General features: G+C 61.4%; 22 protein-coding genes. 12 read left to right on the forward strand and 10 right to left on the reverse strand.

Translation table 11 applies throughout. The features are described 5' to 3' along the window. Positions 1 to 31: 31 nt before the first annotated feature. Positions 32 to 1,750: a class I adenylate-forming enzyme family protein gene (locus tag R3E82_18625; GenBank protein MEZ5552903.1), complete on the reverse strand. Its 1,719-nt coding sequence runs from the start codon at positions 1,748 to 1,750 to the stop codon at positions 32 to 34. 125 nt (positions 1,751 to 1,875) lie between these two features. Here R3E82_18625 and R3E82_18630 point away from each other — a divergent pair, with 125 nt between their 5' ends. Beyond that, positions 1,876 to 3,141 carry a bifunctional alpha/beta hydrolase/OsmC family protein gene (locus tag R3E82_18630; protein MEZ5552904.1) on the forward strand — a complete coding sequence of 422 codons (1,266 nt, stop codon included), beginning with the start codon at positions 1,876 to 1,878 and terminating at the stop codon, positions 3,139 to 3,141. A gap of 75 nt (positions 3,142 to 3,216) precedes the next feature. Then, positions 3,217 to 3,969 (forward strand): 5'/3'-nucleotidase SurE, encoded by a 753-nt coding sequence (gene surE / locus R3E82_18635; protein MEZ5552905.1) that lies wholly within the window; start codon positions 3,217 to 3,219, stop codon positions 3,967 to 3,969. A 22-nt stretch (positions 3,970 to 3,991) separates the two neighbouring features. Here surE and R3E82_18640 read toward each other — a convergent pair whose 3' ends face one another. Continuing rightward, positions 3,992 to 4,357, reverse strand: a complete 366-nt coding sequence (locus R3E82_18640; GenBank protein MEZ5552906.1) for a hypothetical protein — start codon at positions 4,355 to 4,357, stop codon at positions 3,992 to 3,994. A 3-nt stretch (positions 4,358 to 4,360) separates the two neighbouring features. Next, positions 4,361 to 5,626: a S41 family peptidase gene (locus R3E82_18645; GenBank protein ID MEZ5552907.1), complete on the reverse strand. Its 1,266-nt coding sequence runs from the start codon at positions 5,624 to 5,626 to the stop codon at positions 4,361 to 4,363. 132 nt (positions 5,627 to 5,758) lie between these two features. Between R3E82_18645 and R3E82_18650 the strand changes: the two genes are divergently transcribed. From R3E82_18650 to R3E82_18660, 3 genes are read left to right on the forward strand one after another with little or no spacing between them, the layout of a single operon-like run. Continuing rightward, positions 5,759 to 6,487, forward strand: coding sequence for a hypothetical protein (locus tag R3E82_18650; GenBank protein ID MEZ5552908.1), 729 nt, complete (start codon positions 5,759 to 5,761; stop codon positions 6,485 to 6,487). Further along, positions 6,484 to 7,548, forward strand: a complete 1,065-nt coding sequence (locus tag R3E82_18655; protein ID MEZ5552909.1) for a hypothetical protein — start codon at positions 6,484 to 6,486, stop codon at positions 7,546 to 7,548. The genes R3E82_18650 and R3E82_18655 overlap by 4 nt, the downstream gene beginning before the upstream one ends. After that, on the forward strand, positions 7,545 to 8,675 hold the full coding sequence (locus tag R3E82_18660) for a hypothetical protein (protein MEZ5552910.1): 1,131 nt from the start codon (positions 7,545 to 7,547) through the stop codon (positions 8,673 to 8,675). Before R3E82_18655 ends, R3E82_18660 begins: the two co-directional genes overlap by 4 nt. 13 nt (positions 8,676 to 8,688) lie before the next feature. Here R3E82_18660 and R3E82_18665 read toward each other — a convergent pair whose 3' ends face one another. Then, complete coding sequence (locus R3E82_18665) at positions 8,689 to 9,303, reverse strand: HEAT repeat domain-containing protein (protein MEZ5552911.1); 615 nt, start codon at positions 9,301 to 9,303, stop codon at positions 8,689 to 8,691. A gap of 178 nt (positions 9,304 to 9,481) precedes the next feature. On the opposite strand from R3E82_18665, the gene R3E82_18670 reads away from it, so the two are divergent. Then, positions 9,482 to 10,240 (forward strand): hypothetical protein, encoded by a 759-nt coding sequence (locus R3E82_18670; GenBank protein MEZ5552912.1) that lies wholly within the window; start codon positions 9,482 to 9,484, stop codon positions 10,238 to 10,240. Between the two features lie 115 nt (positions 10,241 to 10,355). After that, on the forward strand, positions 10,356 to 10,880 hold the full coding sequence (locus R3E82_18675) for a hypothetical protein (GenBank protein ID MEZ5552913.1): 525 nt from the start codon (positions 10,356 to 10,358) through the stop codon (positions 10,878 to 10,880). A gap of 83 nt (positions 10,881 to 10,963) precedes the next feature. On the opposite strand, the gene R3E82_18680 is transcribed toward R3E82_18675, so the two are convergent. The 4 genes from R3E82_18680 to R3E82_18695 all read right to left on the reverse strand — a co-directional run bounded on the left by R3E82_18680 (position 10,964) and on the right by R3E82_18695 (position 17,262). Beyond that, on the reverse strand, positions 10,964 to 12,007 hold the full coding sequence (locus tag R3E82_18680) for an LLM class F420-dependent oxidoreductase (protein ID MEZ5552914.1): 1,044 nt from the start codon (positions 12,005 to 12,007) through the stop codon (positions 10,964 to 10,966). Further along, positions 12,004 to 12,909, reverse strand: a complete 906-nt coding sequence (locus R3E82_18685; protein ID MEZ5552915.1) for an alpha/beta hydrolase — start codon at positions 12,907 to 12,909, stop codon at positions 12,004 to 12,006. Before R3E82_18685 ends, R3E82_18680 begins: the two co-directional genes overlap by 4 nt. A 79-nt stretch (positions 12,910 to 12,988) precedes the next feature. Beyond that, positions 12,989 to 14,329, reverse strand: coding sequence for a serine hydrolase (locus R3E82_18690; GenBank protein MEZ5552916.1), 1,341 nt, complete (start codon positions 14,327 to 14,329; stop codon positions 12,989 to 12,991). Continuing rightward, entirely contained in the window at positions 14,326 to 17,262 is a 2,937-nt protein-coding gene (locus R3E82_18695; GenBank protein ID MEZ5552917.1) for a PEP/pyruvate-binding domain-containing protein, read from the reverse strand. Before R3E82_18695 ends, R3E82_18690 begins: the two co-directional genes overlap by 4 nt. Positions 17,263 to 17,472: 210 nt before the next feature. On the opposite strand from R3E82_18695, the gene pyrC reads away from it, so the two are divergent. Together pyrC and R3E82_18705 are read left to right on the forward strand one after the other, a co-directional pair. Further along, positions 17,473 to 18,522 (forward strand): dihydroorotase, encoded by a 1,050-nt coding sequence (gene pyrC / locus R3E82_18700; protein ID MEZ5552918.1) that lies wholly within the window; start codon positions 17,473 to 17,475, stop codon positions 18,520 to 18,522. Between the two features lie 11 nt (positions 18,523 to 18,533). Next, the gene (locus R3E82_18705; GenBank protein MEZ5552919.1) at positions 18,534 to 19,553 is read left to right on the forward strand and encodes a metal-dependent hydrolase; all 1,020 of its coding nucleotides are present in this window, start codon (positions 18,534 to 18,536) and stop codon (positions 19,551 to 19,553) included. Positions 19,554 to 19,574: 21 nt separating this feature from the next. Here R3E82_18705 and R3E82_18710 read toward each other — a convergent pair whose 3' ends face one another. Together R3E82_18710 and R3E82_18715 are read right to left on the reverse strand one after the other, a co-directional pair. Further along, entirely contained in the window at positions 19,575 to 20,450 is an 876-nt protein-coding gene (locus R3E82_18710; GenBank protein ID MEZ5552920.1) for an alpha/beta fold hydrolase, read from the reverse strand. Positions 20,451 to 20,500: 50 nt separating this feature from the next. Beyond that, positions 20,501 to 21,211: a glutathione S-transferase N-terminal domain-containing protein gene (locus R3E82_18715; protein MEZ5552921.1), complete on the reverse strand. Its 711-nt coding sequence runs from the start codon at positions 21,209 to 21,211 to the stop codon at positions 20,501 to 20,503. 46 nt (positions 21,212 to 21,257) lie between these two features. Between R3E82_18715 and R3E82_18720 the strand changes: the two genes are divergently transcribed. The 3 genes from R3E82_18720 (at position 21,258) to R3E82_18730 (ending at position 24,280) form a co-directional block, all read left to right on the forward strand. Then, a complete protein-coding gene (locus R3E82_18720; GenBank protein ID MEZ5552922.1) occupies positions 21,258 to 21,995 on the forward strand; it encodes an SDR family oxidoreductase in 738 nt (245 codons plus the stop codon). A 98-nt stretch (positions 21,996 to 22,093) separates the two neighbouring features. Beyond that, positions 22,094 to 23,212 (forward strand): hypothetical protein, encoded by a 1,119-nt coding sequence (locus tag R3E82_18725; protein ID MEZ5552923.1) that lies wholly within the window; start codon positions 22,094 to 22,096, stop codon positions 23,210 to 23,212. A 30-nt stretch (positions 23,213 to 23,242) separates the two neighbouring features. Next, the gene (locus tag R3E82_18730) at positions 23,243 to 24,280 is read left to right on the forward strand and encodes a hypothetical protein (protein MEZ5552924.1); all 1,038 of its coding nucleotides are present in this window, start codon (positions 23,243 to 23,245) and stop codon (positions 24,278 to 24,280) included. Positions 24,281 to 24,282 lie beyond the last annotated feature (2 nt).

The raw sequence follows: 24,282 nt of genomic DNA on the forward strand, positions 1-24,282 counted from the left end.
CCAACAGACTAAAGATCCGGCGTTCAGAACTCTACCCTCGCTCGAGCTCTCCAGCCTTCAGCGCCGCGATCATCTCTTCCTTCAACCCGCGCTTGTTGATCTTTCCGGAAGCGATGCGCGGTAACTGCTCGCTGACGATGTGAATGATGTCCGGCACTTTGAATCTGGCGAGATGTTCGAGCGCGTGCGCCCGCAGTTCCGCTGCGTTCGGATTCGTTCCCGGTCGATGCATGACGATGGCGGCCACGGTCTCGCCGAGCCGCTCGTCCGGCACACCGAACACCGCGGCTTCGGAGACGGCGGGGTGATCGCACAGCACGGCTTCCACCTCCTGACAGCCGATGTTCTCACCACCGCGGATGATCATGTCCTTGGCGCGATCGGTGATGAACACGAAGTCCTGCTCGTCCATATGGCCGATATCGCCGGAGTGAACCCAGCCATCGGAGAGTGTCTCCGCGGTTGCCTTGGGATTGTTCCAGTATCCCCGGAAGTTCATCGCGCCCTTGAACCAGATTTCCCCGGTCTGCCCCCGGGGGACCTCGTTGCCGGCAGGATCGACGACCCTGATGGTGACGACCGGTGGGATCGGGCGGCCCGCACTGCGCGGCCGTTCCAGCAGATCGGTGCCGGAGATCGATGTACCGAGGCCGTTGGTTTCGGTCATTCCGTAGCCGGTACCCGCGACCCCGCCGTTGGGCGTAAGACGTCTGTTGATCTGCCGCGAGTGCTCAGGCGCCATGGCGGCCCCGCCACCACCAGCCGATTTCAGGCTGCGCAGGTCGTATTTATCGAAGTCAGGCGACTGCACCAGTTCCCAGGACATGGTCGGCACCCCGTTGAAACCGGTGATGCGTTCGTCCTGTATCAGGCGTAATGCTGCTTCCGGATCCCACTTGTACATGCCGACCAGCTTCCGGCCGCCGCGAAAAGAAGACATGAACTGGACGTTCAGCCCCGCAACATGAAACAGCGGCACAGCCAGCATCATGGCCGGGTGAAACTCAGGAGACGGGTCTGCCAGTTCGGGTGAGAGTTCCACTGCGATGGCTGCACCGCACTCCCAGCCGAGCACCGCGTGGATGATGCTGCGATGGGTCGCGAGCACGCCCTTCGGATGCGCGGTGGATCCGGAGGTATAGAGAATGGTCGCGTTGGCATCCGGATGCACATCGGGCTCCGGCATGACGTTCGACGCGCCTGCGATGAAGGCTTCGAATGAACGCACCTTCGAGTCCGCCGGGTCGTGCGGGGTGCGCATCGTCACTATATCTACCGGATGGGTGTCGGACAGGGGTCGCAATCGTTCGAGTCGCTCGCTGTCGGCAAAGACCAGCCGGGTACCGCTGTCCGTCAGTCCATAGGCCAGTTCCTCAGTGGTCCACCAGGCATTCATGCACACCGCAGTAGCACCGATGGAAGTGATGCCCATGAATGCGAAGATCCACTCGGGATAGTTGCGCGCCGCGATGGCGATGCGATCGCCGGGCTGCACACCTTCGCGCAGCAGTGCATTGGCCACTTCGGCCGCACGCTCCCAGGTCTGCGCAAACGTCCACCGCTGTTCCAGAAACACATAGAAGTCGCGTTGTGCATGCTCAAGACTGGAACGGAACAGTTCCCGCAGATTGACAGGTGCATGTCTGAATACGTCGAAGGTCACACCGTCGATGACCTCAGGCCCCATCTCATAGGGCTGGCCTTCGCCGGTCAGCCTGGCTGTGGCGCGTCTGATGTCGCGGATGTCCATGGGGGTCCTTAGAGATTGGCCGGTCGATGATTCTGGCATGGACACCCGCACCCGGCTACTTACGCGTTACTCCTCTTCCGGCTGCTGCACCAGCCGGGCGATGCGCACCGCTTTAGATTGCTAACATGACGCAGATTCCTTCCAACTCGGAGCACCACATGCCCACTACCCGCAAGCTGGAATTCCCAAATACCCGGGGCGAATCCCTCGCTGGCGCCCTGAACCTGCCGGATCGCGAGCCAAGGGCCTGGGTGCTGTTCGCCCACTGCTTCACCTGCGACCGCAACAGCGTGGCCGCCGCCCGCATCGCCCGGGGGCTGGCTGCGCATGGCTACGCCGTGCTGCGCTTCGATTTCACCGGTCTCGGGAGTTCGAGCGGTGAATTCGCCAACACCAGCTTCTCTTCCAACGTGGAGGATCTCGTCGCGGCGGCCGATTACCTGCGACGCGAGTATCAGGCTCCCGCACTGCTGATCGGTCACAGCCTCGGCGGCACTGCTGTGCTTTCAGCAGCCGGTCAGATTGACGAATGCCGGGCAGTGGTCACCATCGGCGCTCCGGCGACACCGGAGCACGTTGAAAAGCAGTTCGGCGCCAGTCGGGCGCAGATCGAGCGCGAGGGCGAAGCCGAGGTTTCCCTCGCCGGGCGAAAATTCCGCATCCGGCGCGCATTCCTGGAAGATCTCAAGCAGCATCCGCTGGCCGACCAGGTCGCGCGCCTGCGTCGCGCGCTGCTGGTGTTTCATGCGCCGCTCGACGAGGTGGTATCCATTGATGAAGCCGGTCGTATTTTCATGGCGGCCCGTCATCCCAAGAGTTTCGTGTCACTCGACGGTGCGGATCATCTGCTGACCCGTCTGGCGGATGCACAGTATGTTGCCGACACAATTGCCGCATGGGTGAGTCGTTATCTGTCCCAGGAGGAACCCGTGCGGCCGCCCGTGCAGGGCGGTGAGGTGCTGGTAGCGGAGGTCAATCAGCGCTTTACCCGGGAGATCACTACGGACGATCACGCCTGGCTCGGAGACGAACCCAAGTCCGCCGGTGGCGACAATCTGGGCCCGGATCCCTATGAACATCTGCTGGCAGCACTCGGTGCCTGCACCTCCATGACCCTGCGCATGTACGCAAATCGCAAGGCCTGGCCACTGGACGACGTGGAGGTGCGGGTAACCCACGAGCGCCGACACATCGAAGACTGTCAGAACTGCGAAAGCGAAGACGGAAAAGTCGAGGTGCTGAGCCGCCACATCATCCTGCAGGGTTCGTTATCTCAGGAACAGCGCAGCCGACTCATGGAGATCGCCGATCGCTGTCCCGTGCACCGCACACTGGAGGCGGACCTGCGGATCGAGACGCAGCTGACTGCGGATCGCCAGTCGAGGCGCTGACGATCCAGGGCTTGTCCCTGCACTGAAGCTGCCGCCAGGCGAGGCAATTCACCAGACCCACAGGACCAATCCATCATGCGAATCCTTCTCACCAACGACGACAGTCATGATTCACCGCTGTTTCTCCTCGCCATCACGATCCTGAAGGAATTCGGTGATCTGTCGATCGTGGTGCCCGCCCAGGAGCAGAGCTGGAAGGGTAAATCCATGACCCGTTTCAGCGAACTCTACGTCGACCGCATCGATCTGCACGGCACACCGGCCTGGTCGGTCACAGGGACACCGGCCGACTGCGTCAATCTGGCAATCTACAACCTGATGGACGAACCTCCGGACCTGGTGGTGTCGGGTATCAACATCGGGATCAACTCCGGCCTCGGGTTTTTCATGGCTTCCGGCACTCTGGGTGCCTGTTTCGAGGCAAACATCGCCCGCATTCCTGCCATTGCCCTGTCCCAGGCGCTGACACGGGAAGATTTCGGCGCCTGGTACAACACCCGCAGCTTTCCGGAAGCGTCACTCGCGCGCATGCAGGCAGCGACCCGGGAACTGCTGCCGGTCATCTGGAAAGCGTACGTGCTCGAGCTGAACGAACCGGTCACCTGGAGTTTCAACATTCCGGACCCGCCGCTGCATCCGGAGATCGTGCGTGCACGCCTGGGACGGACTTACTACCGCCGCTGCTTTTCCCGGCGCGGAGACCAGTTCTACCACGATCTGCAGCCCTTTGAGATCGACAGCGAACCCGACACGGATCAGGCGGTGGTAGCCGGTGGCAATGTCAGCGCCACCCGGATCGATCTCAGTGAAATCGGCCAGCGGCTCTGATACGCATCCTGAAGTCATGCCATCAGGCAACCATCACGCCCAACGCCAAGGCAAACATCACAGTGGTCACAGGGCCCCACAGCCGGCGCTCGGCGCCTGATGGTGTGATCCAGTTCAGCAGCATCGAAACCGCCTGTACACCGAGCGCACCCCAGGCCGCCCAGCGCGGCCAGTTCGGCCATCCACCAGCTCCTGAGAGCACCGCTCCTGCCATCATCATCAGCAGCAGAATCGAGATTGCCGCGATAACCCTGCCCCGCAGCGGCAGCACACCCGTGTGGCCACCACCCTGGGTGAGATGACCCCAGGGGGCGCCGGCGATCAGACAGATCTGAAACAGGATCACGCCTGCGCACAGTACTGCATAAATGAACGCTGCCGACTGCACCGGTTACTGCGCCTCTGCCCGGTCCGCCCGCTCGAAACTGCGAAAGAAGCCATCGTAAGACTCCTCTGTGAACCGGGACGCTGACCTGCCGTCTGCATCAAAGCGCACACGCAGCGTATCCGAGCTTTCCAGGTAGAAGAGTACTGGTGACGCAGCCACCAGCGCTTCCGCCATCCGCTCTCCGCGCCGATACCACAACCGGCCATCCTCGAAGGAAATGGTGCGATCGCCATAGTGGCCGGTCAGTGTCTCAAGCGCGCTCACCGCAACCGGCGACTGCGCTGCGCGCAGGTAGTCGAGCGCCCATTCCAGTTGCTGCTGCGCCAGCTCATCCTCGTTTCGGGCAAGTTCTGCGCCAAGGGCCAGTTCATGGGCCTGCCTTAACGCGGAGGATTCGCTGACATCCACATGGGGCTCAACGCCGCTACCCTCCCAGTTGCTGCCCGTGATGGGGTTGATCGCCTTGCCGGTAGAAACGAAAACCGACCAGCCTCCACCGAGATCCATATCCTGGCCTGGATTCGCCGCACCATAAGTCGTCCGGCCAACCAGCGTTCCTCGCTCCAGTGCGCGCAGGTTGTAGGCAAATTCCTCCGCCGCCGAGCCGGTTCGTGCACCAATCAGAACATAAACCGGCTTGTCGATCAGCCGCGCACCCGGCACCACCGGCAATGTCCAGAACTGACTGGTCTGATTCGAGGGTCGCCAGTAAAGGCTGTTGAGCAGCACCCCGGGCTCGATCAGATAACTGCAGAGCAGCTGCACCATCGCAGGATCGCCGCCACCGTTGCGTCGCAGATCGAAGATCAGCGCATGCGCGTTTGCGACGAACTGCATGGCACCCGCTGCGGTGGGTCCGGCAGCTTCAGCTGCAGCAAACTCCCGCAGGTCGATGTAGCCGATGTTGCCCCGCAGAATCTCCACCTGTTGAAATCCGTAGTTGCGGCGGCGGATCGCGCCCGCGTAGTCCACAGCACCGGCTTCTGCTTCGATCACGGCCGGACCCGGCGGTCTGAAGCGAACCGAGAAGTGCCCGTCGAATGGCTTGAGGAGCTCCGTGAACCGGCTCGCCAGGCGGGATTCGTCTCGTGCTGCCCAGGTGCCCTCCCGCAGCAGTGCCGCGATTTCCCGTCCTGTGTCGGGTTCGACATAGTTGTCTTCGATCACCTGCGCGAGTCGCTCGGCGATCAGGCTGCCGCTCTCCCGATCAATGGCATACAGGCCCGGTGCGACGCACAGTACGGCGGCACAGATAATGATTCTCAACATGATGTATCCCCGCTCCGAATCGAAGGCTGCACTGCATCGCAGCCGACCCGCTATGGGAACATATCACCTTCAGGGGCTGACCCGCCGCGCTCAGACTGGCAGAATCCCGGAGCGGCAACAGTGGAGGTTCAGGTGCACAGACAACGGGCTCGAAGATCGGCTCCCGCGCACCATCGGCTCATCCCGCTGCTGCTGGGCTGGATGGTCACACTGGAAGCGCAGGCGGCAACGCCAATCCAGGCTGAACTGAGCGGCCCATTTCACGAGGTGGTGCAGGAAGAGGTCAGTGTCAGCGGGACCGTGGTAGTGGGCGTCGCCGCCGCCGGTGCGCTGTCCGGACCGGCAACCCTCGCGGGACTGATCATGCCCACCTCCGCCGGCCAGATCTGTCTCACCGTGCTTTCCAGAGACGGCGTCTACTACTCCCGGAATTCCTACAATGTGCCGGAAGGCAGTCCGACCGAGGGCGACATCCTGGTACAGCTGCCATTCGAAGGCACCCGGCGCCGCGAGCTCCTGGCCGGGTATGCGGAAGGCGAACTCGCAGTTCTGGCGACACCGGGCGCCTGCGATGCTGCCACCACAACCTATCTGGTTGCGGGCGGACCCACGGAGGTCAAAGCAGTCGACATTCTGATCAACAGTTTCGGCGCCAACACCGTGTACTATCGGACCGCAGAAGGTTTCGAAGCGGACTGCACCGAGTTCACCGAAGGTCGCCGTACGAGTTTCGACTACCGCTGTGAAATTCCAGCTGCAGCACTGGGCAGTGGCCGCCAGGCGCTGACCATTGAGCGGGAACGTTATGGGCGACCGCTTGGGCAGGTAGCAATCGAACTGCAGCTGCGCACCGGCTCATGATCGAACGGCTGAGCCTGCTCGGGGAAGCCGGAAGTCTGCTCTGGAATCTTTTTCTGCTGACGATCCGCAGGCTGCAGCCACTGCTCGTGATCACCATGGCCGGCCTGGTCGCCTGGGCAATGCTGTCCCGGGAACCCTGGCCCTACTCGATCGACGCCGAATCCGAACACGTGACATTGAGCCTATCTCAGGACACGGAAACGAACTGGCGCATCGACGCAGCTCAGCTCTGTGTGAGATCCGCCCTCGAGCCATTCGATCTTCCGCAAGTCAGTGGTTCGACGCCGTGTCCCAGCCGGCGCTGGCGTGCGCACGATCTGGCAGGGATCGCCGAAGCCGTCCTGCGCATTCCCAGTGCCACGGACGATGTCGGTCACTACACCGTCCGCATCGATGTCAATGTCGACGGTTCTCTATCGGTGCAGTTCGAGCCGGACCAGAGCGCCACGGGACTGCTGCTCTTCGCAGATAACCTAGGGCCACTGCCGCTGGGCAAGGAGGTGCTCCTGCATTTTCCCGTACCCGCAGAAGGCAGCCCGCCCAGCCGCCTGCTGTTGCCATTCGTTGGCGCAGGCACCCTGGGTAAGGATGTTTCCTGGCGGGAGCCGACCCTGCTGCGCAGTGGCGTGATCACCCTGTACACCCGATCCGACGAAGCCGCAGGTGGCAGAGAGCTGGTCGCCACTACCGAACTGATCGCGGGTGATCGCATCGATCTCAGCCAGGGTGATGCAGCCGCCGGTCAGCTTGCGAAAGGTTTCGTGCACTTCGATCTTGATGCAACACTGGACGATCCGCCGGTGATGCGTGTGGTCGCATTCGGTGAGGCGGATTCGGTACGCATTGTCAGGTTCGGCGAGCAGGGTTTCAGTTTTTCCCCGGGCCCGCTGGCAAGACTGTCACGTCACAGCGCCATTTCGACCTGGGCCGTGCTGCTGTTTTCCCTGCTGGGACTGATGGCGGTATACAAAGAGGGTTCCGAGATCGGTGAAGGCTCATTCGCCGAGGGACGCAGCGAGTTGCGGATCCGCTGGCGCAGGCTGTGGCGTCGCAGCATATGAGCCCGGAAACGGGCACACGCTGGATACTGGCGGTCATGGCTCTGCTGCTGTCATATCCTGCCGCCGCGCAGCAGGCAGTGGTGCGCTCATACGATCAGCCGGAACTGGAAGTCGGTCAGGCCTGGCTGGTCAGCAGCGGTGGTCGGTGCCTGGGTGTTCTGCCCTATCACGTGGCGACCGAAACCACCGTACCCTCACTGCTGAAGGAGGGCAGCGGCAGCCTGCGCGGGGAGGCACAGTCGGTGGTGGATCTCGGCGACGATGCAGCCTTCGCCTTCATGACAGGCGCGATCACCCGGGATTGCGGATTGAGTCTCGGCAGTATCAGTCGCGCCACGGATCGGAATCTGCGAGGTGGCGGCCTCGGCGCACTGCGCTTTATCAATGGGGACGGCACCGTCGGTCGCCTCGCGGTGACCGTGGTGGATGACGATGGACAGCAACTGCTTCGCGTGCAGACCACAGACCCGGATGAGCGAATCCGTAAAGGCCAGAGCGGCAGTTTGCTCATGGTCAATGATCAGTCTGTGGGGATGCTGCTCTCTGTTAACGCACGTTCAGGCATCGGCACCGTGATGCGGACAGACGCGCTGCTGCGCAAGGTTGAAGACTACCTGCGTAATCCGATATCACAGCCACAGGCTGCATCCCAGACACAGGCCACGATATCCGCCCCGACTGCGGAACTGAAGAACCAGGACGCATGGTCAGTGGCCGCCTGGAATGTTGATCCGGTGAGTTCTGAACACACCGCGGCCAGACTGACCGCGGAAGGCAATGAAGGATTCTGGTCTGCAAGGATGGGCAATCCACCAGCGGCCCTGGAATTCAGTGGTCCGGGTTCGATCAGGGTGGTGAATGGCATAACTTTCCATGCCGGATCCGAGGTGCCACAGGCACAACTGCCCGCCCGGGTGCAGATACTCACGTCCGTGAACGCCGATCGACCCGCCTGGCGGGTCAGCGGCTCCGGTACCCTGACATTCGAAGCGGACCGCGCAACGCTCAGCTTCATGCCGGTCCGTGCGCGCTATCTGCGCATCGAACTGTTCGATACCCGGGGTGGCGCTGATGAGATCTCTTTGTCACGCATCCGCATTCTGGAAGCACCACCACCACCCAGGTAGCGGTTCCTGCCCGTCAGCGGATGGGTGCTGAGGCCTTGAACTGATGGTTGCCGCCATAGCTGTAATAGACCGTGCCGGCGAGCGTGTTGTCGTCCTGCAGGTGCAGTTCACCGGTGTGGTAGCCGTAGTCGAATGTGAGAACGAGCCCGCTGATATTTCCGGTGCGATTGCTGTTGCCGGGCAGATGGAAGTAGCCGCGGGCTACGTCCACGGATTTGGTGTCGATCTTCAGCACGAAGCTGGACCCGGTCTTCTCCAGATAGGCGCGTGATTTCTCCTGCACTTCCTTCGGCGCGCCCGGATCCAGAATCAGGCTGAGGTTAAGCTGTTCAAGCGAGAGAACCGCATACTTGAGGGCGAGTCCGCGCAGTACCTGATCCGTGCTGGCAATTCCCGCATCGAGCGCGAGCTCACGCATGAGTGGATCGCCGCTGTCCACCATGGCCTCGAAGGCGGCGAGCCGCACATTCTGATCCGGATCATTGAGTACCTGTTTAATCTCGTCGAGTTGGCGGGCCCGTTCCCGGGCCTGTTCGACGATCTGCGCTGCGCTCGTCTGGGCAAGTGCGCTGAAACTGAGTGAAGCAATACAGATGATCAGGAATAATCTGACGCAGGCAGTGGTCATTTCCGGTTCCATCAAAAAGCTTGGGGTTGATTAAACGGTGATCGGGAATCGATTGGAAGCCCCAGGTCCACCTTCCCGGCAGAACCGCGCGCAATGCCGGCAGCCGGACGGATCCTTGTCCGGATAGCGGGGTTCGGCGAGTATCAGTGCCAGATTTGACCCACCAGTGGTGTGCGGCATGAACCGACCTCTATATCCATTTCTTGCGGTGTTGGCCCTCCTTGGTGAAAGCGCAATTGCGCTCGATCCTGGCGAAAGCGCCTCCGCTGTCGACGCCGTCGATGGGTTTCCTGTGATTGAGACCCGGCAGCTGTTCATTCACCGTTGCGAACGGGAGCTGCTGGCGCACCATCCGGAGGCGGCATCCTGGGCCCCTGCTCAGTGCCGGAGCAGATGGCAGGCCGCCCGTGCCGCCGGACCCATGGCGGAAGCTCTGCTCACCCTCGCTCAGTCCGAACCCGAGTCTTTCCGCTCCACAAACGACGTCCGCAACGCACTCTCCTCCGTGCAGTGGTCGTCGGACAGGGAAGGCACGCTGGGAGATCTGGCGGTGGTACTGCGCGGAGACTCCGCTCCCGGCATCAGCTTCGCCTGGTACGAGATCGGCGCCTACGGGCGCTACAACGTCATTGACGCCCTGCGCAGCCGCGGCGCAACACTGCAGACCCTCGGCTGCCCGCAATACCCGGGCGCGTCCATGGGTCAGGAGAAAGTCATGCGGGTCGATACTGAAAACGCTGCAGCTTTTACGATCAGCGTTTACAGCCGCGGGGCACCGACTGCCATCGAGCCCGGTATCTACGAAGTCAACGCTCAGTTCGGTGGAGCAATTCCCTCGCACGATGCACTCCAGTCCGGCAATTACCCGGGTGGCGGTGGACGCGCATTCGCGGTGGACGCAACTGGCTGGATCTTTGAGTGCGCAGATCCCGAGTGACTGGCGCATCTCAGGAGACCGGCCGAGGCACACCGATTCCGTGAGCAGATTCCGCGCCAGCCCCTGAAACAGCGGGTACAGACCGCCGGATCCAGTCCCTTGTTATGATATCGGCATGGCCAGCGACACCGACAAGCGTCCGCAAGAGCAGAAGCGCGAGGGGCGTCTGGCCCGCCACCGCCGCATCGCCGGAGAGATCTATGCACAACCTCGCACCCTCGGCGGTCACCTCCGCGACGGCCTGCTGTCTGTCTGGGTCGCCCGTGGCGCCGGATTTTACGGTCTGGGCTGGATCATCACCTTCCTGGTGCTCGAGGTCACCATGTTCAGCAATGAACTGGCAGAGAGTGCGGGTGTGACCGAATTCATCGGCAGTCAACTGATCGAATACGTATTCCGAATGGGTTTTCTCTCCCTGGTGAACAGCCTGCTGGCTGCGATCTGGCCCGTTTATCTGCTGCAGTGGCTATCCGGCTATGGAATTCTGGTGTTCGTCGGCGGCTACTTTGCATTCGAGAAGCTGCTGAGACCGGTTGTGGAAGGACGTTTCCCCGAACTGAGGGCCGCCCGCGAAGCCAAAGCCGCCCGGCAACGGGAGAAAGAGGCACGAAAGCGAGTGAAGAAGAAACCATCCGGCTAGTACCGACCAACTGACCGGCCCGCTTCACCTCGCGGTCGTTTTTTGAACAACTCTCCTGGTCAGCCAATCAATCACTCAGCCGCTCAACTGCCCGGCTCTACATTCAAACGTGCAACTTTCGCCATCACCCGCAGCGCCTGCTCATTACCGGTGATGGTCAGTCCGGTGATCCCACAGTCTTCCCAGGCTTTGAACCGCCTGCTGATACGCTGCTCATCGCCGATCAGCGCCCCCTGATCGACAAATTCATCGGGTACCGCCGCGATTGCTTCGTCTTTCCGTTTGGCGAGATACAGTTCCTGAATCCGTTCCGCGGCTTCAGCGAAGCCACGACGGATCATCATCTCCTTGTGGAAGTTCTTGTTCCTGTGGCCCATGCCGCCAACATACAGCGCGATACCCGGCTTCTGCCGGTCGAGGCCCGCCTGCACATCGTCGGTGACATTGACATGGGTCATGGCCTGGCGTTCGAAGCTCTCGAGTTTCTTTCCCGCCTTCGCAAGACCGGCTTCGATCCAGGGTCTGTAGGTCTGGTAGTTTTCCGGCACCAGACCCAGGGGCAGCCAGCCATCGGCAATTTCCGCTGTCAGCTTCACGGTGGATTCCATACCGGTACCGAGCCAGATGGGTATGTCCGGATTCATATGGAGGATGGACTTCAGCGGCTTACCGACACCCATGGCACCTTCACCCACATAGGGCAGGGAAATCTCCTGCCCTTCATGCACCACAGGCTCTTCCCGGCGCAGAATCTTCTTCATGATGCTGACGTAGTCTTTGATCCGGTAGTAGGGCCTGCCCCAGGGCTGGCCATACCAGCCTTCGACGATCTGCGGACCGGACACACCGATGCCGCAGATCACCCGGTTACCTCCGGCGAGGGCGTCGATGGTGGCGATGGTCATTGCCGCGTTTGCGGGTGTGCGTGCCGCAAGCTGGATGATGGCGGTACCCAGACGGATGCGTTCGGTTTTCCCTGCCAGATAGGCCAGCGGGGACAGCGCGTCAGAGCCATAGGCTTCCGCCGTCCACACCGTGTCGTAGCCCAGGCGTTCAGCCAGCTGCACCAGTTCTACCGGCAGCTTCAGCTCCCCGCCCGAGTATCCCAGCATCAGTCCCAGCTTCATTTATGCTTCTCCTTTACGCCGGTTACACGGTCGAAAAACCGTCCGATACTCGCCAGCGCGTCGCCGGATTCCGGCAGACCGGGCATGGCCTGGAATACATGAAAGGCTTCTTCGTAGATTTCCAGCTCGGCAGTTACCCCCTGAGCCACCGCGCGCTCGGCGAGTCGGGTCGAGTCGTCGAGCAGCACTTCGTGATCGCCAACCTGAATCAGCAGTGGTGGCAGCCCCGTCAGGTCACCAAATAAGGGCGAGACCCCCGGATCCGCTGGATCGGTATCGCCAATATAGAGCTTCGCGGTGGGCAGGAGGTTTTCAGCACTGATCATCGGATCGAGTGCCGCCCGGCTGCGCGAACTCTCACCGCTGCCGGTGAGATCCGTCCAGGGGGAAAGGAGCACAGCCCCAGCCGGCTGTGGCTTTCCCTGCGCTTTCAGGGCCAGCAGACAGGCCAGTGTCAGACCGCCACCGGCGGAATCACCGGCGATGACGACCTGATCGGGTCGGATGCCATTGGCGAGCAGTCTGTCGTAGCTGGCAACTGCATCCTCAACCGCCGCCGGATAGGGGTTCTCAGGAGCCAGGCGGTAGTCGACACCAAGCACCGGTGCGCGGCAGGCTTCAGCCAGTCGCCCCATCAGCTCAGCGTGTGTATCCAGAGAGCCGAGCATGTAGCCGCCACCATGCAGATAAAGGAGGCCTCTGTCCTCACGTACACCGGCGACGGTGATATGGCACAACGGGATGCCATCGACATTGAAGTCCTTCCGGGTGACATGGTCTGCCATGGGCGCGGTCATCGACACCATGTTCTCACGCATCTCGGCGACATTGATTTCAGACCCGCTGAAAAGCCCCGACTCGCGCAGCATGTCCGCCATCGCGCGCATTTCTTCACTCGCCATTGCACTCCCCCATAAGCTTTAGAGGGCCGAGTATACCGGGGACCCGGAAATCCGTCCGTCTGTCTGTCTGTCGCCCGGATCAGTCGACCGTGCGTCCGGTTGCCCGGGCCAGTTCTTCTTCGGTTCGCGACAGGGCGGTCGCGGTAGTCACGGCGCCGGTGGTGATCAGTTCATGAATTCCGGTCGCGAGCGTCTGATGGTCCACGGCTGAATTCCGACGCAGCACATTGCTCATCAGAGCGATCATGTAGTGATGTTTTCTGGCCCCGGCAGGAGACTCGACGATCGCGACCGAGTTCATCAGGTTCTTGACGTTGCCGTGATATTTCAGACACCTGAATCCCGCTTCGGGTTCGCACTGGTACAGAGATCCTGATTTGAAGTAGACGGCGGCCTGGTTGAGCGCCGGTGCAGACGCATAGCGAATCCGCCGTTCCGTCGAATACAGCAGTCGCTTCAGCTCCCTGCTGGAGAACTCATCCACCAGCCGCCCCTGCTCCATGCGCAGCAGAAACTCGATCAGTGTGCGCGGTGTGGCATAACTCTTTGTTCCAGGCACTCTGCGATTACCGGTCGCCGTGAAGAAACTGCCCTGACGGATTTCGTCGAGATTGAATCCGGCTGCGGTCACTGGCAGCTGCAGCGTGCGGATAAGCAGACTTCCCAGCTCTGCGCGGGAAGTCTCGGCAAAGAACCGCATCCCCACGTCGTGGGTAACCGGGTACTCGTCGCCGAATTTGCGCATGAGCATCGTTTCGCGGATCAGCGACGATGCCGCCGAATTGGAACTCGCGGACATCATCCAGTCCAGGTACTCCCAAATCGAGCCGACATCGCCAGGTTGCAGCGGGCGTCTGGTGAGAACCTCCAGGACCGGGTCCCACTGCCGCACCGTGTGGTGATCCGTGAGTACGAATTCATCGGCAACGATGCGCGTGTTCTTCAGCAGCGCCCGACGTTCATCCACCGCTTCCGGACGGAGGTCAGCAAGCGCCTGAAACAGTGCCAGCCCGACCAGCAGTTTTCCCACGCTGCCCACATTGGCCCTGTAATTTTCACCGTGCTCCGCATATCTGGGCCGCGCCGGATCGGACAGGTCCAATAGCGCAAACTGATAGTCATCTTTCCGATCTCCGAGCAATTCGATGACCGAAGCGGACAGCGCCGCGTCCGGTTCCGGCAGCTGCAGGTCCTGCCGATCGAGCAGGCGCAGATCGACCTCGGAGAGACTCAACAGACCACCAGGCGGTTGTTTGCTGCCATACATCTCTCCCGCCTGTACCCGCCGCGCCACCTCCAGACGGCCGATGCCCGTCTCCTCGTAGCCATCAATTGGATAGGCGGCGATCTGCGCTGCCGGCACCAGCAGGCTGACTGCCGCCAGCGCAACCAACGACCCCGTCACTCTCAAACTCTTCATTGGACTCCTTCTGTTAGTGGACGGTCGCTGAGGTCCACCCGGATCGGGCCGGTATCAACCAGTTGCCGGTCCAGATTCGCGAGATATTCATGGTTACGCATCCTCGTGCTCTCGAGAAATGGCCGGATCTGGAAGAGGCGCAGTTCACCCCCCAGAAAGCCAAACTCGATATCCGCCGGAGCCGGCTCTCCCTGTTCATCGGTAATCGGAGGAAACTGCTGCGGCAGAGTTTCTGCCAGGCGGATCAGCTGAGCAATCTCCTCCGCCTGCAGAATGACACTGGATCCGGAAACCGGTATCCGCACGATCCCGCCCGTTGCAGGGGTTATACGTTTCCACGGAGCAGCCGCCTGAGCCAGAAGACGCACCCTGCCGGTGCTGATTTCCACACGCAGAGACTCAGCCGCCTGACCGTCCACCGCACCGCCCACGCCTTCGTTTGCCGCAATCGACAGCCAGCGATCGTCGCCGCTGTCGATGTCCCGGGTAACCATCACACCTGACTTATCCACCGGCACGGTGAGCTGCAGCAGCACGGCCGGATAGACGTGTTGAGGCGCAGGCATGAAGTTCTGTCGCCAGGCAAACGCCCGGGCGCTGAAGGGCGATGCCCACACCCGGCTGACGGCTTCGATCACCGCATCGAAACCCACCACATTCGGCACGGTGAGATTCAATCCTGCCCCGGTGAATCCGGGCAGATCTTCGACATTGGTGTCACTGCGCACAAACACACCATAGCTGCCCTCCTCGCCGAACGTCTCCTCCATTGCTTTCCGCAGCCGCTCGCGGAACTCGTCTCCCGGATCCGCGTGCAGGATCCAGGCTTCCAGAACCTGTCGAAAGCTCTGGGTCTGTGCTTCGCGCTGCGGGGAGTTCACCGGCAGTGTGGCAAGGTGCTCATACTGCTCCACCATCCATTCAAACACGGTGCCTGTGGTACCCGTCTTGGGTTGCTCGAGCAGGGCGCGGAACTCCCCAAAGGGGACGACGATGCCATTGGCGACCGCTTCCGGAAAATGATGACGCAGCTCGGCGAGTTTCGCCGCCTTGGGTCCCACGATCCGGCCTGAATCGGCTGCCCGCAGACTGTCCAGTGTCGGAATTTCTCGAAAGCCGAGTTCGATTTTTGCCATGTCCGGAACGATCCGCACCGCTGGCTGACCGGTTTCCTCCCCGGCATCCTCCAGCGCCTCAGGATCCACACCACGAATCTCTACCGAACCTGTCTGGCCAACTGCCAGGACCACCGTCTCGCCGGCGTGTCTGCGTAATCGCTCCATGAGCTGCTCACTGATCGCAACATTCGGAATTCCCAGATTGCGGGCGAGAAGCTGGACATGAGAAAGCGGATTGCCTTCACCGGCCGTGATGATTCCGGCTACAGGCGGGAGATCCGCAATGGTTTCATGCAGTACATAGATACCATTCCGATCGAACTCGGTGGTCTCGTCCACCGTCAGTGCAAAGCGCAACACACCCCGTGCGAAGCCGGGATTCAGGGATCGCATACCACTGATACGCTCGCCGAACAGCTCATTGCGCACACCGGCCAGTTGTTCCGCGTCGCGCTGCAGCACATCGAGGGCCTGCGCAAAGAAGAACAGTGCACTCCCGCGCAGCTGGTCCTGAATGAAGAGGAGGCTCAACGGCTCGATGGCGGCGAAACGCTGCATCGCTTCACCGAAATACAGAGACAGAGATGAGGTACCCCAACCCGGCACCCGGGCTAGAAAACCAAGAGCGTCCCGGTATTCGGTCAGACTGACCTCCGGACTCCGCAATCGCTGCATTTCCCCTTCAATGGCCGCTCGCTGCCGCTCGGAGATCAGACCGGCACCATAGAGGGCGGAAGAGTTCGTCAGGAGCCAGTCGATGATCCTGCTGCGCGATGCGCTGTGCAGTTCATCGCGCAGCTCTGTCCCGGCAGCAAAATGCTCTGCCTCGAGTTTCAGGGTTGCATTGACGAGCGCCAGGCGTCGGTCGGGGCTGTTCGGAACCAGCAGCTGATCGCGCAGCACTCTGAGCAGCTCAGCTGTGTAGATGAAGCGGGCTTCCACGTTCTCAGCAGTCGCAATTCGGGTCGCTGCGGCTCTCAGAATCTCACTCAGCTCCCCCGAGCCCTGCAGACGCACTGCGAGCTTATCAAGGTACTCAACGAGGGTAGACGGCTGGTAGGCTGAGCGTATGGTGCTGGCCAGCAGCTCATAGTCCGCCAGATGTTCGGAGTCGGGATGGGCCGCAGCGTATGCAAACACAGCGTCCGCGTCCGTCGCGTCCGGCCTTACGTGGATCTTGTTGCGCAGAAGCTGAAAAGCGGCGTCCCGCCGGGCAAGATCGGTGCTCAGCTGCCGGATCTGGGTGATCTGATCGGTCTCCGAGCCATGAGGGATAAAGCGGGCGGCGGTGCGCAGCATCACATAACGGGTCCGCAGCCATTCACGGTCTTCGGCCATCTTGAACAGCAGGCGCCGGGCACCCCGACGTTCGCCCTCTTCCTGCAGGGCACCCCGATAGTAGCGGGCGTGGCGCAGAATCCAGCCATCGTCGATCGCAAGCAGAAACTGCTCCAGTACAATCTGAGCCAGCCTGTCACGATGATTCGGCTCCGTCAGGAAGTCTTCGACTTTCAGGTTGGACAGGATGTTCGCTATGAAATAGCCGTCTGCGCGCATGGCCTTGACCTGATCTGTCCATTCCCCATGCTGCGCGCCGCCCCCGTGTCCATCACACGCCCTCGGTGTGGGCGGCCAGTCTGTGCCATCGTTACAGAACCAGCGCACCCGGGAAAACGGCCCGCGCGGAGCCTCCTTCATCTGCACTATCCAGTCCCGGTACTGAGCGGGCTCCGCCTGCAGATCCTGGCTCATCACGAGCACCGCCACCAGGAACAGGACAACCGACCGGTAACTGAACAGAGTCCGGATTTCCACGCGCCTGATCGCAGGGCAAATAAAGGCAGCCCTCATCATTTCCTCATAATCCACACACCTGAATTCATCGACTTCTGCCAGGGACGTTGATACTTATCCTGAGACTGCCTAGTGTAGTGCGCCATTCCAGACCCGGGCATGACCGCCGACCTGGGTGCGTAATGTGCGCGCGATATGCGCGCCCACGAGCTCAACTGAGACGATCAGACAATGACAGCGACCCGCGAGACGATTTCACTGATTCAGCCCGACGACTGGCACCTCCACCTCCGGGACGGCCAGGGCATGAAAGACGTGGTCGCCCACAGCGCCCGACAGTTCGCACGGGCCATTGTCATGCCCAATCTGAAACCGCCGATCGTGGACACCGCCCAGGCCGGTGCCTATCGCCAGCGTATCCTCGACGCGCTGCCGGCGGGATCGGATTTTGAACCACTCATGACACTATATCTGACCGATCACACCAGGCCCGCAGAAATAGATCGCGCCCGCCAGAGCGGTTTCATTCCGGCATTGAAGCTCTATCCGGCTGGTGCCACCACCAATTCCGACTCGGGTGTCACCGATCTGAAGAAGACTTACCCCGCACTCGAAGCCATGCAGAGGCTCGGTATGGTGCTGTGTATCCACGGCGAAGTGACAGATCCCGCAATCGATCTCTTCGATCGCGAAAAGGCATTCATCGACGATCAGCTCATCCCTTTGGGGAGGGATTTCCCTGAGTTGAAGATCGTTTTTGAGCATATCACCACCACAGACGCCGCAGACTATGTCATCGAGGCGGGCCCGAACGTGGCGGCGACGATCACCGCACACCACCTGCTCTACAATCGCAATGCGCTGTTTCTCGGCGGCATCCGTCCTCACTACTACTGTCTGCCTGTGCTGAAACGGGAGATCCACCGTCAGGCCCTGGTACAGGCTGCAACCTCGGGGAATCCGAAATTTTTCCTCGGCACCGATTCCGCACCACACCCGCAGGAGGAGAAGGAGTCCGACTGCGGCTGCGCCGGCTGCTACACCGCACTGCATGCCATGGAACTGTACGCACAGGCCTTCGACCAGGCCGGGCGCATGGACGCACTGGAGGGATTCGCGAGCCTGTTCGGACCGGCGTTTTACGGACTGCCAGCCAACCAGCGCAGGATCACACTGGAGCGCAAAGCCTGGACCGTGCCTCGGACATTGAAATTTGCTGCTGGTCAGCTGGTACCGCTGGCTGCGGCCGAATCTCTTGACTGGCGCCTGATCGATTGCTGACTCCATAGAAGATGGATCCTGTTACACAGGGCGTGCTCGGCGCTACGCTGGCACAGGCGACAGCGGACCACCGGCGCCTGCGTGCCTGTGCGATCGCAGGTCTGGCCGGCGGTCTGGCACCCGACCTCGATATCTTCATCCGCTCTGCAACGGATCCACTGCTCTACCTGGAGTTCCATCGGCAGTTCACCCACGCACTGGTTTTCATTCCCATCGGTGCGGGCCTGTGCGCGCTGCTGTTGCAGCCGTTCCTGCACAGGCACCTGAGCTGGCGGGATACCTATCTGAGCTGTCTTCTCGGATACGCCACCCACGGTCTGCTGGACGCCTGCACGAGCTATGGCACGCAGCTGTTCTGGCCGATGTCGACACTGCGGGTCAGCTGGAACTGGATCTCGGTCGTTGATCCCCTCTTTACCCTGCCGCTGCTCATCCTGCTGGGAATCGGCTTGCTCCGCCGTCGGCCCATGTTCGCGAAAGCCGGCCTGATCTGGGCAGCGCTGTACATGTGCATCGGTTTCGCTCAGCACGAACGGGCAGTGGCAGCAGCCGAGCGGCTGGCGCACACACGCGGTCACCAGATCGAGCGGCTCAACGTGAAACCGGGCTTCGCCAATCTGCTGCTGTGGAAAGCCGTCTACCGGCACGATGGCCGCTACTACGTCGCGGGTCTGCGTATCGCCGCCGACACCAGTCATTGCGGTGGTGCAGACATCGAAGCGCTCGACACAGACAGGGCACTGCCCTGGCTGGTGCCGGACAGTCAGCAGGCGAGAGACCTGGAGCGTTTCCGCTGGTATTCGGATGGCTGGCTGGCCCTGGATCCCGAGGAGCCTCTGTATATCGTTGATGTGCGTTATTCGTCGCTGCCGAACACCATCGATGCGCTCTGGGGACTGAAACTGGACACAGAGGCAGGCCCGGACCGTCACGCCACATACCATGTGGTGCAATCAAGACGCACAGAGGCGATGGACAAACTGCTCGATCTGCTCCGTGGCAGCGCCTGCCGTAACCTTCCACCGGCGTGACGCTGAGCGGACGTCGAAGTTTCAGAGTTTCCCCTGCAACCACTGCACCGCATCGGCCGTGTACCCGGCGGGCAGTGAATGCCCGCTGTCGTAGAAGCGAATTGTTTTCACATCGCCAGGCACGGCATCGAACAGAGCCATGGCCTCATCGACGCTGTAGAACTGGTCGTTTTTCGCCATCAGCAGCAGCAGCGGGTCGGCACCCATATCCCGGGCAAAGGCTGCGGCTGCCATCGGCATGCCCGCCGAATGGGGCACCACACAGGCCACCGTCGCCTGGATTCTCTCCTCCACTGCGCCGAGGATGAACGCCATGTGTCCTCCCATGCTGTAACCCACCAGCCCGATGCGCGAGGAATCGATGTCGTCCCGGGTAGCCAGGTAATCGATCGCACGCCGGTAATCAACGACGGACTGGGTCAGCATGTTTGCATACCGCACACCCCAGCCTCGTTTGAAGACCATTTCTCCCGCGTCGATATGGTCGTTGTAGACCGCGCGATCGCCATGATACTGAGCATCCAGCGCCAGCACGGCATAGCCCTGCTGCAGCAGAGCCGCTGACAGCTCACCCCCATGGGTGAAGTCGTCCTCCAGCCACTGGGATTTGTTGCCGGTGAGACCATGCAGCAGCAGTACAACGGGGAACGGACCTTCGCCCTCGGGCGGCAGCGCCAGCAATCCCGGCACCCTGCCGTCGTGGAAGCTGTCGAAGACCAGCTTCTCAAAGGTGGCAGCGCCGTGGGTGAAGGTTCCGACGATTCGAGCATTGAGTGGATAGCTCTGGTCGTAAGAGTAGATGGACTTCAGCAGACCATAGGCCTGGGGATTCAGAGCCTCGGCAGAGGCTGTTCCACACAGGCCACACAGCAGAATCGCAATCAGACATTTGCTCATGGTGCTCACCCTGGATCGATCGAAGGGTGCATCGTACCCGCGTCGGCAGTTCATCGCTCCCGATACTGCTCTTCACCAAACAGTATCGAGCGGTGTGCATCATCAAAGCCCTGCAGCCCGCCCTGGATGATCTCCGGCCGCACTTTTTCATCGAAGGCCACCAGACCGCGACGCACCGCGGGTCGTTCCCGCAAACCCCGGGCCCAGGCCTGCAGGTGCGGGCGTTCACCCGGGGACGCATCGAGGCGGCCTGCCACCCAGGGCAGCACACAGATGTCCGCGATGGTATAGGTCTCATCGACAAAATAAGTGCGTGTGGCCAGGTGCTGGTCCATCACCCGCATCAGGCGCTCAGTCTCGCGTTTGTAACGATCGATGGCGTAGGGGTGTTTGTCCTTCGCGTAATAGTAGAAGTGCGCAAACTGACCGAACATTGGACCCACACCGGCCATCTGGAACATGATCCACTGCATCATCATGTGGCGTCCGGTCGCCGTCGGTGGCAGAAAAAGGCCCGTCTTCTCCGCCAGATAGATCAGGATGGCGCCACTCTCCCAAAGGGTGATGGGTGCTCCGTCCGGCCCTTCGGAGTCCCGCAGAACCGGAAACTTGTTGTTCGGGTTCAGCGCCAGAAACTCGGGCCTGAACTGATCCCCGGCCAGCATATCGACATACTCCCAGCGCCAGTCGAGTCCCGACTCTTCGAGGAAGATCGAAATTTTCCGTGCGTTCGGTGTCGGTCCACCCCAGAGTTCGATCATGATTAGCCTTCCCTGTACCCATCATTTCAGCCTGACAGGAGACAGCATGCCTATCCCAACCCTGCGAAATCAACGCGTTGTGGTGATCGGAGGCACTTCCGGCATCGGTTTCGCGGTTGCGCGAAGCGCTCTCGCCGAAGGCGCCGATGTCATCGTCGGTTCGAGCAGTGCAGCCAGAGTCACGGACGCGGTAAAAAGGCTGGGCGGCACCGCCAGCGGTGCTGCCGTCGATGTCAGGGATGAAGCCAGCGTGGCCGAGTTCTTCAAGCCCATCGGCAGCTTCGATCACCTGGCCTACACCGCAGGAGACTGGGGTCCGAATCGTGGCGGCGGAACGGTTGCCCAGATGGATCTTGCAGGCGCAAACCCGACCTTCAGGGTTCGATTCTGGGGTGCGTTGATCGCCATCAGACATGCCCAGCCCCATCTGTGCACCCGGGGTTCGATCACCCTCACAAACGGCATGATCGCCCATCGACCGCGCAAGGAGGCCGCGCTGAGCAGTGCCATGGCGGGCGCCATCGAGCACCTGACCCGGGCGCTGGCGGTCGACCTCGCGCCACTGCGGGTGAACGCAGTCTGTCCCGGTTACGTGCTGACCGAAGTCTGGGACAGCATCCCGGCGGATCGGCGGGAAGCACAGCTGCAGCGGATGACCGCGCGCCAGCCCCTGGCCCGGGCGGGAGATCCGGATGAGGTCGCCCAGGCCTATCTCTATCTGATGCGCGGCGGCTTTACGACCGGACAGGTACTGGTCGTCGACGGCGGGATGGCCCTGGTCTAGTGGTGCGCTGCAGGCGCGTAACCCGAACATTCAAAGTAGTTTGCAAGCTAAGCATTTTCGCTTAAGGTCAGATTCCAACACTTCCGGAGGACGATCTTATGGCCAACTGGCAGCGGCAGTTTGTTTCCATGGCTTCACCCACCGGTGCGCGCAACGGCGCCGGTTTCTACCCCTGCCAGGGGCTCTACTACAGTCCCGAGGGCAAGCGGCCGAAGACGGCGCTCATCGCCACCCATTACAACGTGGACTTCAGCGAACACTATCTCGGCGAGTTCATGGCAAAGCGGGGTGTCGGCTTTCTCGGCTGGAATACCCGCTTCCGCGGTAACGAAGCTTTTTTCCTGCTCGAACACGCTCTGGTCGATATCGGCGCAGGCGTACGCTGGCTGAAGGAAACCGCGGGGGTGGAGCAGGTAGTGATCCTGGGAAATTCCGGAGGTGGTTCACTGATGGGTGCTTATCAGTCCCAGGCCCTCGGGGTGACCATGACCCCCACCCCAGGACTCAAGCTGCCGGATGCGCTGCAGGACCTGATTCCGGCGGATCTGTACATCTCGCTGTGTGCACACCTCGGCCGCCCCGAGGTGCTCACCGCCTGGTTCGATCCATCCATCACGGATGAAACCGACCCAGCCAGCATCGACCCCGCACTCAACATGTTCGACCCGGCCAATGGACCGCCGTACTCCCCGTCCTTCATCGCGAAATATCGGGCTGCCCAGGAAGCGCGCAATGATCGGATCACCGCCTGGTGTCACAGCGAGCTGGCGCGGCTGCAGAAACTCGGCATGACCGACCGGGCGTTCAATCTGTACCGCACCTGGGCCGATCTGCGGCTTATGGATGGCACCATCGATCCCTCGGAACGGCAGGTCGGTCGCTGCTACGCGGGAGATCCGAAGACGGCGAATTTCGCACCGCGCGGCATCGGCCTCACCAATACACTGCGAACCTGGCTGTCGATGTGGAGCCTCAAGGAGTCCCACTGTCGGGGGGCCCCGCATCTCAACCGTATTACCCAGCCCGCGCTGGTCGTGCAGAGCACGGGGGATACCGGCGTCTTCCCGAGCGACGCGAAATCCATTTACGAAGAGCTGGCCAGCACGGACAAAACTCTTGAGATGATACCGGGCGATCACTATCTGGAAAGCCCGGACAACGCCCGCGACGATGTTGCAGATCTGATCGTCGACTGGCTGAAGCGCTATGGCGCCTGAGCACAACTTCGCAATCTGGGAGAAGACACTGTGATCAACCTGCCTGTTCTACCAGCGTCGCTCGTTGGCAGCTACGCACAGCCTTCCTGGCTGATCGACCGGCAACGTCTGAACGAACGGCTGCCACCCAGAGTTCTGCTCAACGCGCTCTGGCAGATCCCTCCGGAGCGGCTTGCCGAGGCGCAGAACGATGCGACTGTGCTCGCCCTGGAGGATCAGCACCGGGCCGGACTGGACATCGTGACCGACGGTGAGATGCGTCGCGAAAGTTATTCCAACCGATTCGCCAATGCCCTCAACGGGGTGGATATCGATCACCCCGGGGAAGCGGTTGATCGCACGGGAAAAACCGTCCCGGTGCCGCGTGTCGTCGGCGAGGTTTCCCGCCGCGAACCTGTGGAAGCACCTTTCATAGCCTTGCTCAAGCAGCACACGGACAAACCGATAAAAATCACACTTCCAGGGCCATTCACCATGGCTCAACAGGCGCAGAACGACTACTACCCGGACATCGGTACGCTGGCGATGGCCTATGCGGCAGCGGTCAACGAGGAGCTGCGCGATCTGTTTGCCGCGGGTGTCGACATTGTGCAGCTGGATGAACCCTATGTGCAGGCACGACCGGAAGCGGCTCGTGAATATGCGGTCGCAGCCATCGACCGCGCTCTGGCAGGTGCGACCGGGCCAACCGTGCTGCACGTGTGCTTCGGATACGGCAAACATGTGGCTGACAAGCCGGCAGGCTACGCCTTTCTCGGCGAACTCGACAGCTGCAGTGCGGATGAAATTTCCATCGAGTGTGCCCAGCCGAGATTGAAGATGGATCTGCTCCAGGCACTGCCGCACAAGAAAGTACATGTCGGAGTGATCGATCTCCGCGACCTCACGCCGGAAACTCCCGAAGTGGTGGCCGAGCGTATCCGCGCGGCGCTCGAGTTTCTGCCTGCGGAACGGATGGTCATCGCGCCGGATTGCGGGATGAAATACCTGCCAAGGGATGTCGCCTACACGAAACTCACAAACATGGTGCTGGGTCGCAACATCGTGCGCGACTCTCTGACCGGATGATG

It is taken from the genome of Pseudomonadales bacterium, assembly GCA_041395945.1.
Taxonomy (GTDB): Bacteria; Pseudomonadota; Gammaproteobacteria; order Pseudomonadales; family Azotimanducaceae; genus SZUA-309.

Excerpts from the sequence above, each read along its gene's own strand:
- R3E82_18625 (MEZ5552903.1), bottom strand. The coding sequence starts at position 1,750 with ATGGACATCCGCGACATCAGACGCGCCACAGCCAGGCTGACCGGCGAA.
- R3E82_18630 (MEZ5552904.1), top strand. The coding sequence starts at position 1,876 with ATGACGCAGATTCCTTCCAACTCGGAGCACCACATGCCCACTACCCGC.
- surE (MEZ5552905.1), top strand. The coding sequence starts at position 3,217 with ATGCGAATCCTTCTCACCAACGACGACAGTCATGATTCACCGCTGTTT.
- R3E82_18645 (MEZ5552907.1), bottom strand. The coding sequence starts at position 5,626 with ATGTTGAGAATCATTATCTGTGCCGCCGTACTGTGCGTCGCACCGGGC.
- R3E82_18655 (MEZ5552909.1), top strand. The coding sequence starts at position 6,484 with ATGATCGAACGGCTGAGCCTGCTCGGGGAAGCCGGAAGTCTGCTCTGG.
- R3E82_18660 (MEZ5552910.1), top strand. The coding sequence starts at position 7,545 with ATGAGCCCGGAAACGGGCACACGCTGGATACTGGCGGTCATGGCTCTG.
- R3E82_18665 (MEZ5552911.1), bottom strand. The coding sequence starts at position 9,303 with ATGACCACTGCCTGCGTCAGATTATTCCTGATCATCTGTATTGCTTCA.
- R3E82_18670 (MEZ5552912.1), top strand. The coding sequence starts at position 9,482 with ATGAACCGACCTCTATATCCATTTCTTGCGGTGTTGGCCCTCCTTGGT.
- R3E82_18675 (MEZ5552913.1), top strand. The coding sequence starts at position 10,356 with ATGGCCAGCGACACCGACAAGCGTCCGCAAGAGCAGAAGCGCGAGGGG.
- R3E82_18680 (MEZ5552914.1), bottom strand. The coding sequence starts at position 12,007 with ATGAAGCTGGGACTGATGCTGGGATACTCGGGCGGGGAGCTGAAGCTG.
- R3E82_18685 (MEZ5552915.1), bottom strand. The coding sequence starts at position 12,909 with ATGGCGAGTGAAGAAATGCGCGCGATGGCGGACATGCTGCGCGAGTCG.
- R3E82_18690 (MEZ5552916.1), bottom strand. The coding sequence starts at position 14,329 with ATGAAGAGTTTGAGAGTGACGGGGTCGTTGGTTGCGCTGGCGGCAGTC.
- pyrC (MEZ5552918.1), top strand. The coding sequence starts at position 17,473 with ATGACAGCGACCCGCGAGACGATTTCACTGATTCAGCCCGACGACTGG.
- R3E82_18705 (MEZ5552919.1), top strand. The coding sequence starts at position 18,534 with ATGGATCCTGTTACACAGGGCGTGCTCGGCGCTACGCTGGCACAGGCG.
- R3E82_18710 (MEZ5552920.1), bottom strand. The coding sequence starts at position 20,450 with ATGAGCAAATGTCTGATTGCGATTCTGCTGTGTGGCCTGTGTGGAACA.
- R3E82_18715 (MEZ5552921.1), bottom strand. The coding sequence starts at position 21,211 with ATGATCGAACTCTGGGGTGGACCGACACCGAACGCACGGAAAATTTCG.
- R3E82_18720 (MEZ5552922.1), top strand. The coding sequence starts at position 21,258 with ATGCCTATCCCAACCCTGCGAAATCAACGCGTTGTGGTGATCGGAGGC.
- R3E82_18725 (MEZ5552923.1), top strand. The coding sequence starts at position 22,094 with ATGGCCAACTGGCAGCGGCAGTTTGTTTCCATGGCTTCACCCACCGGT.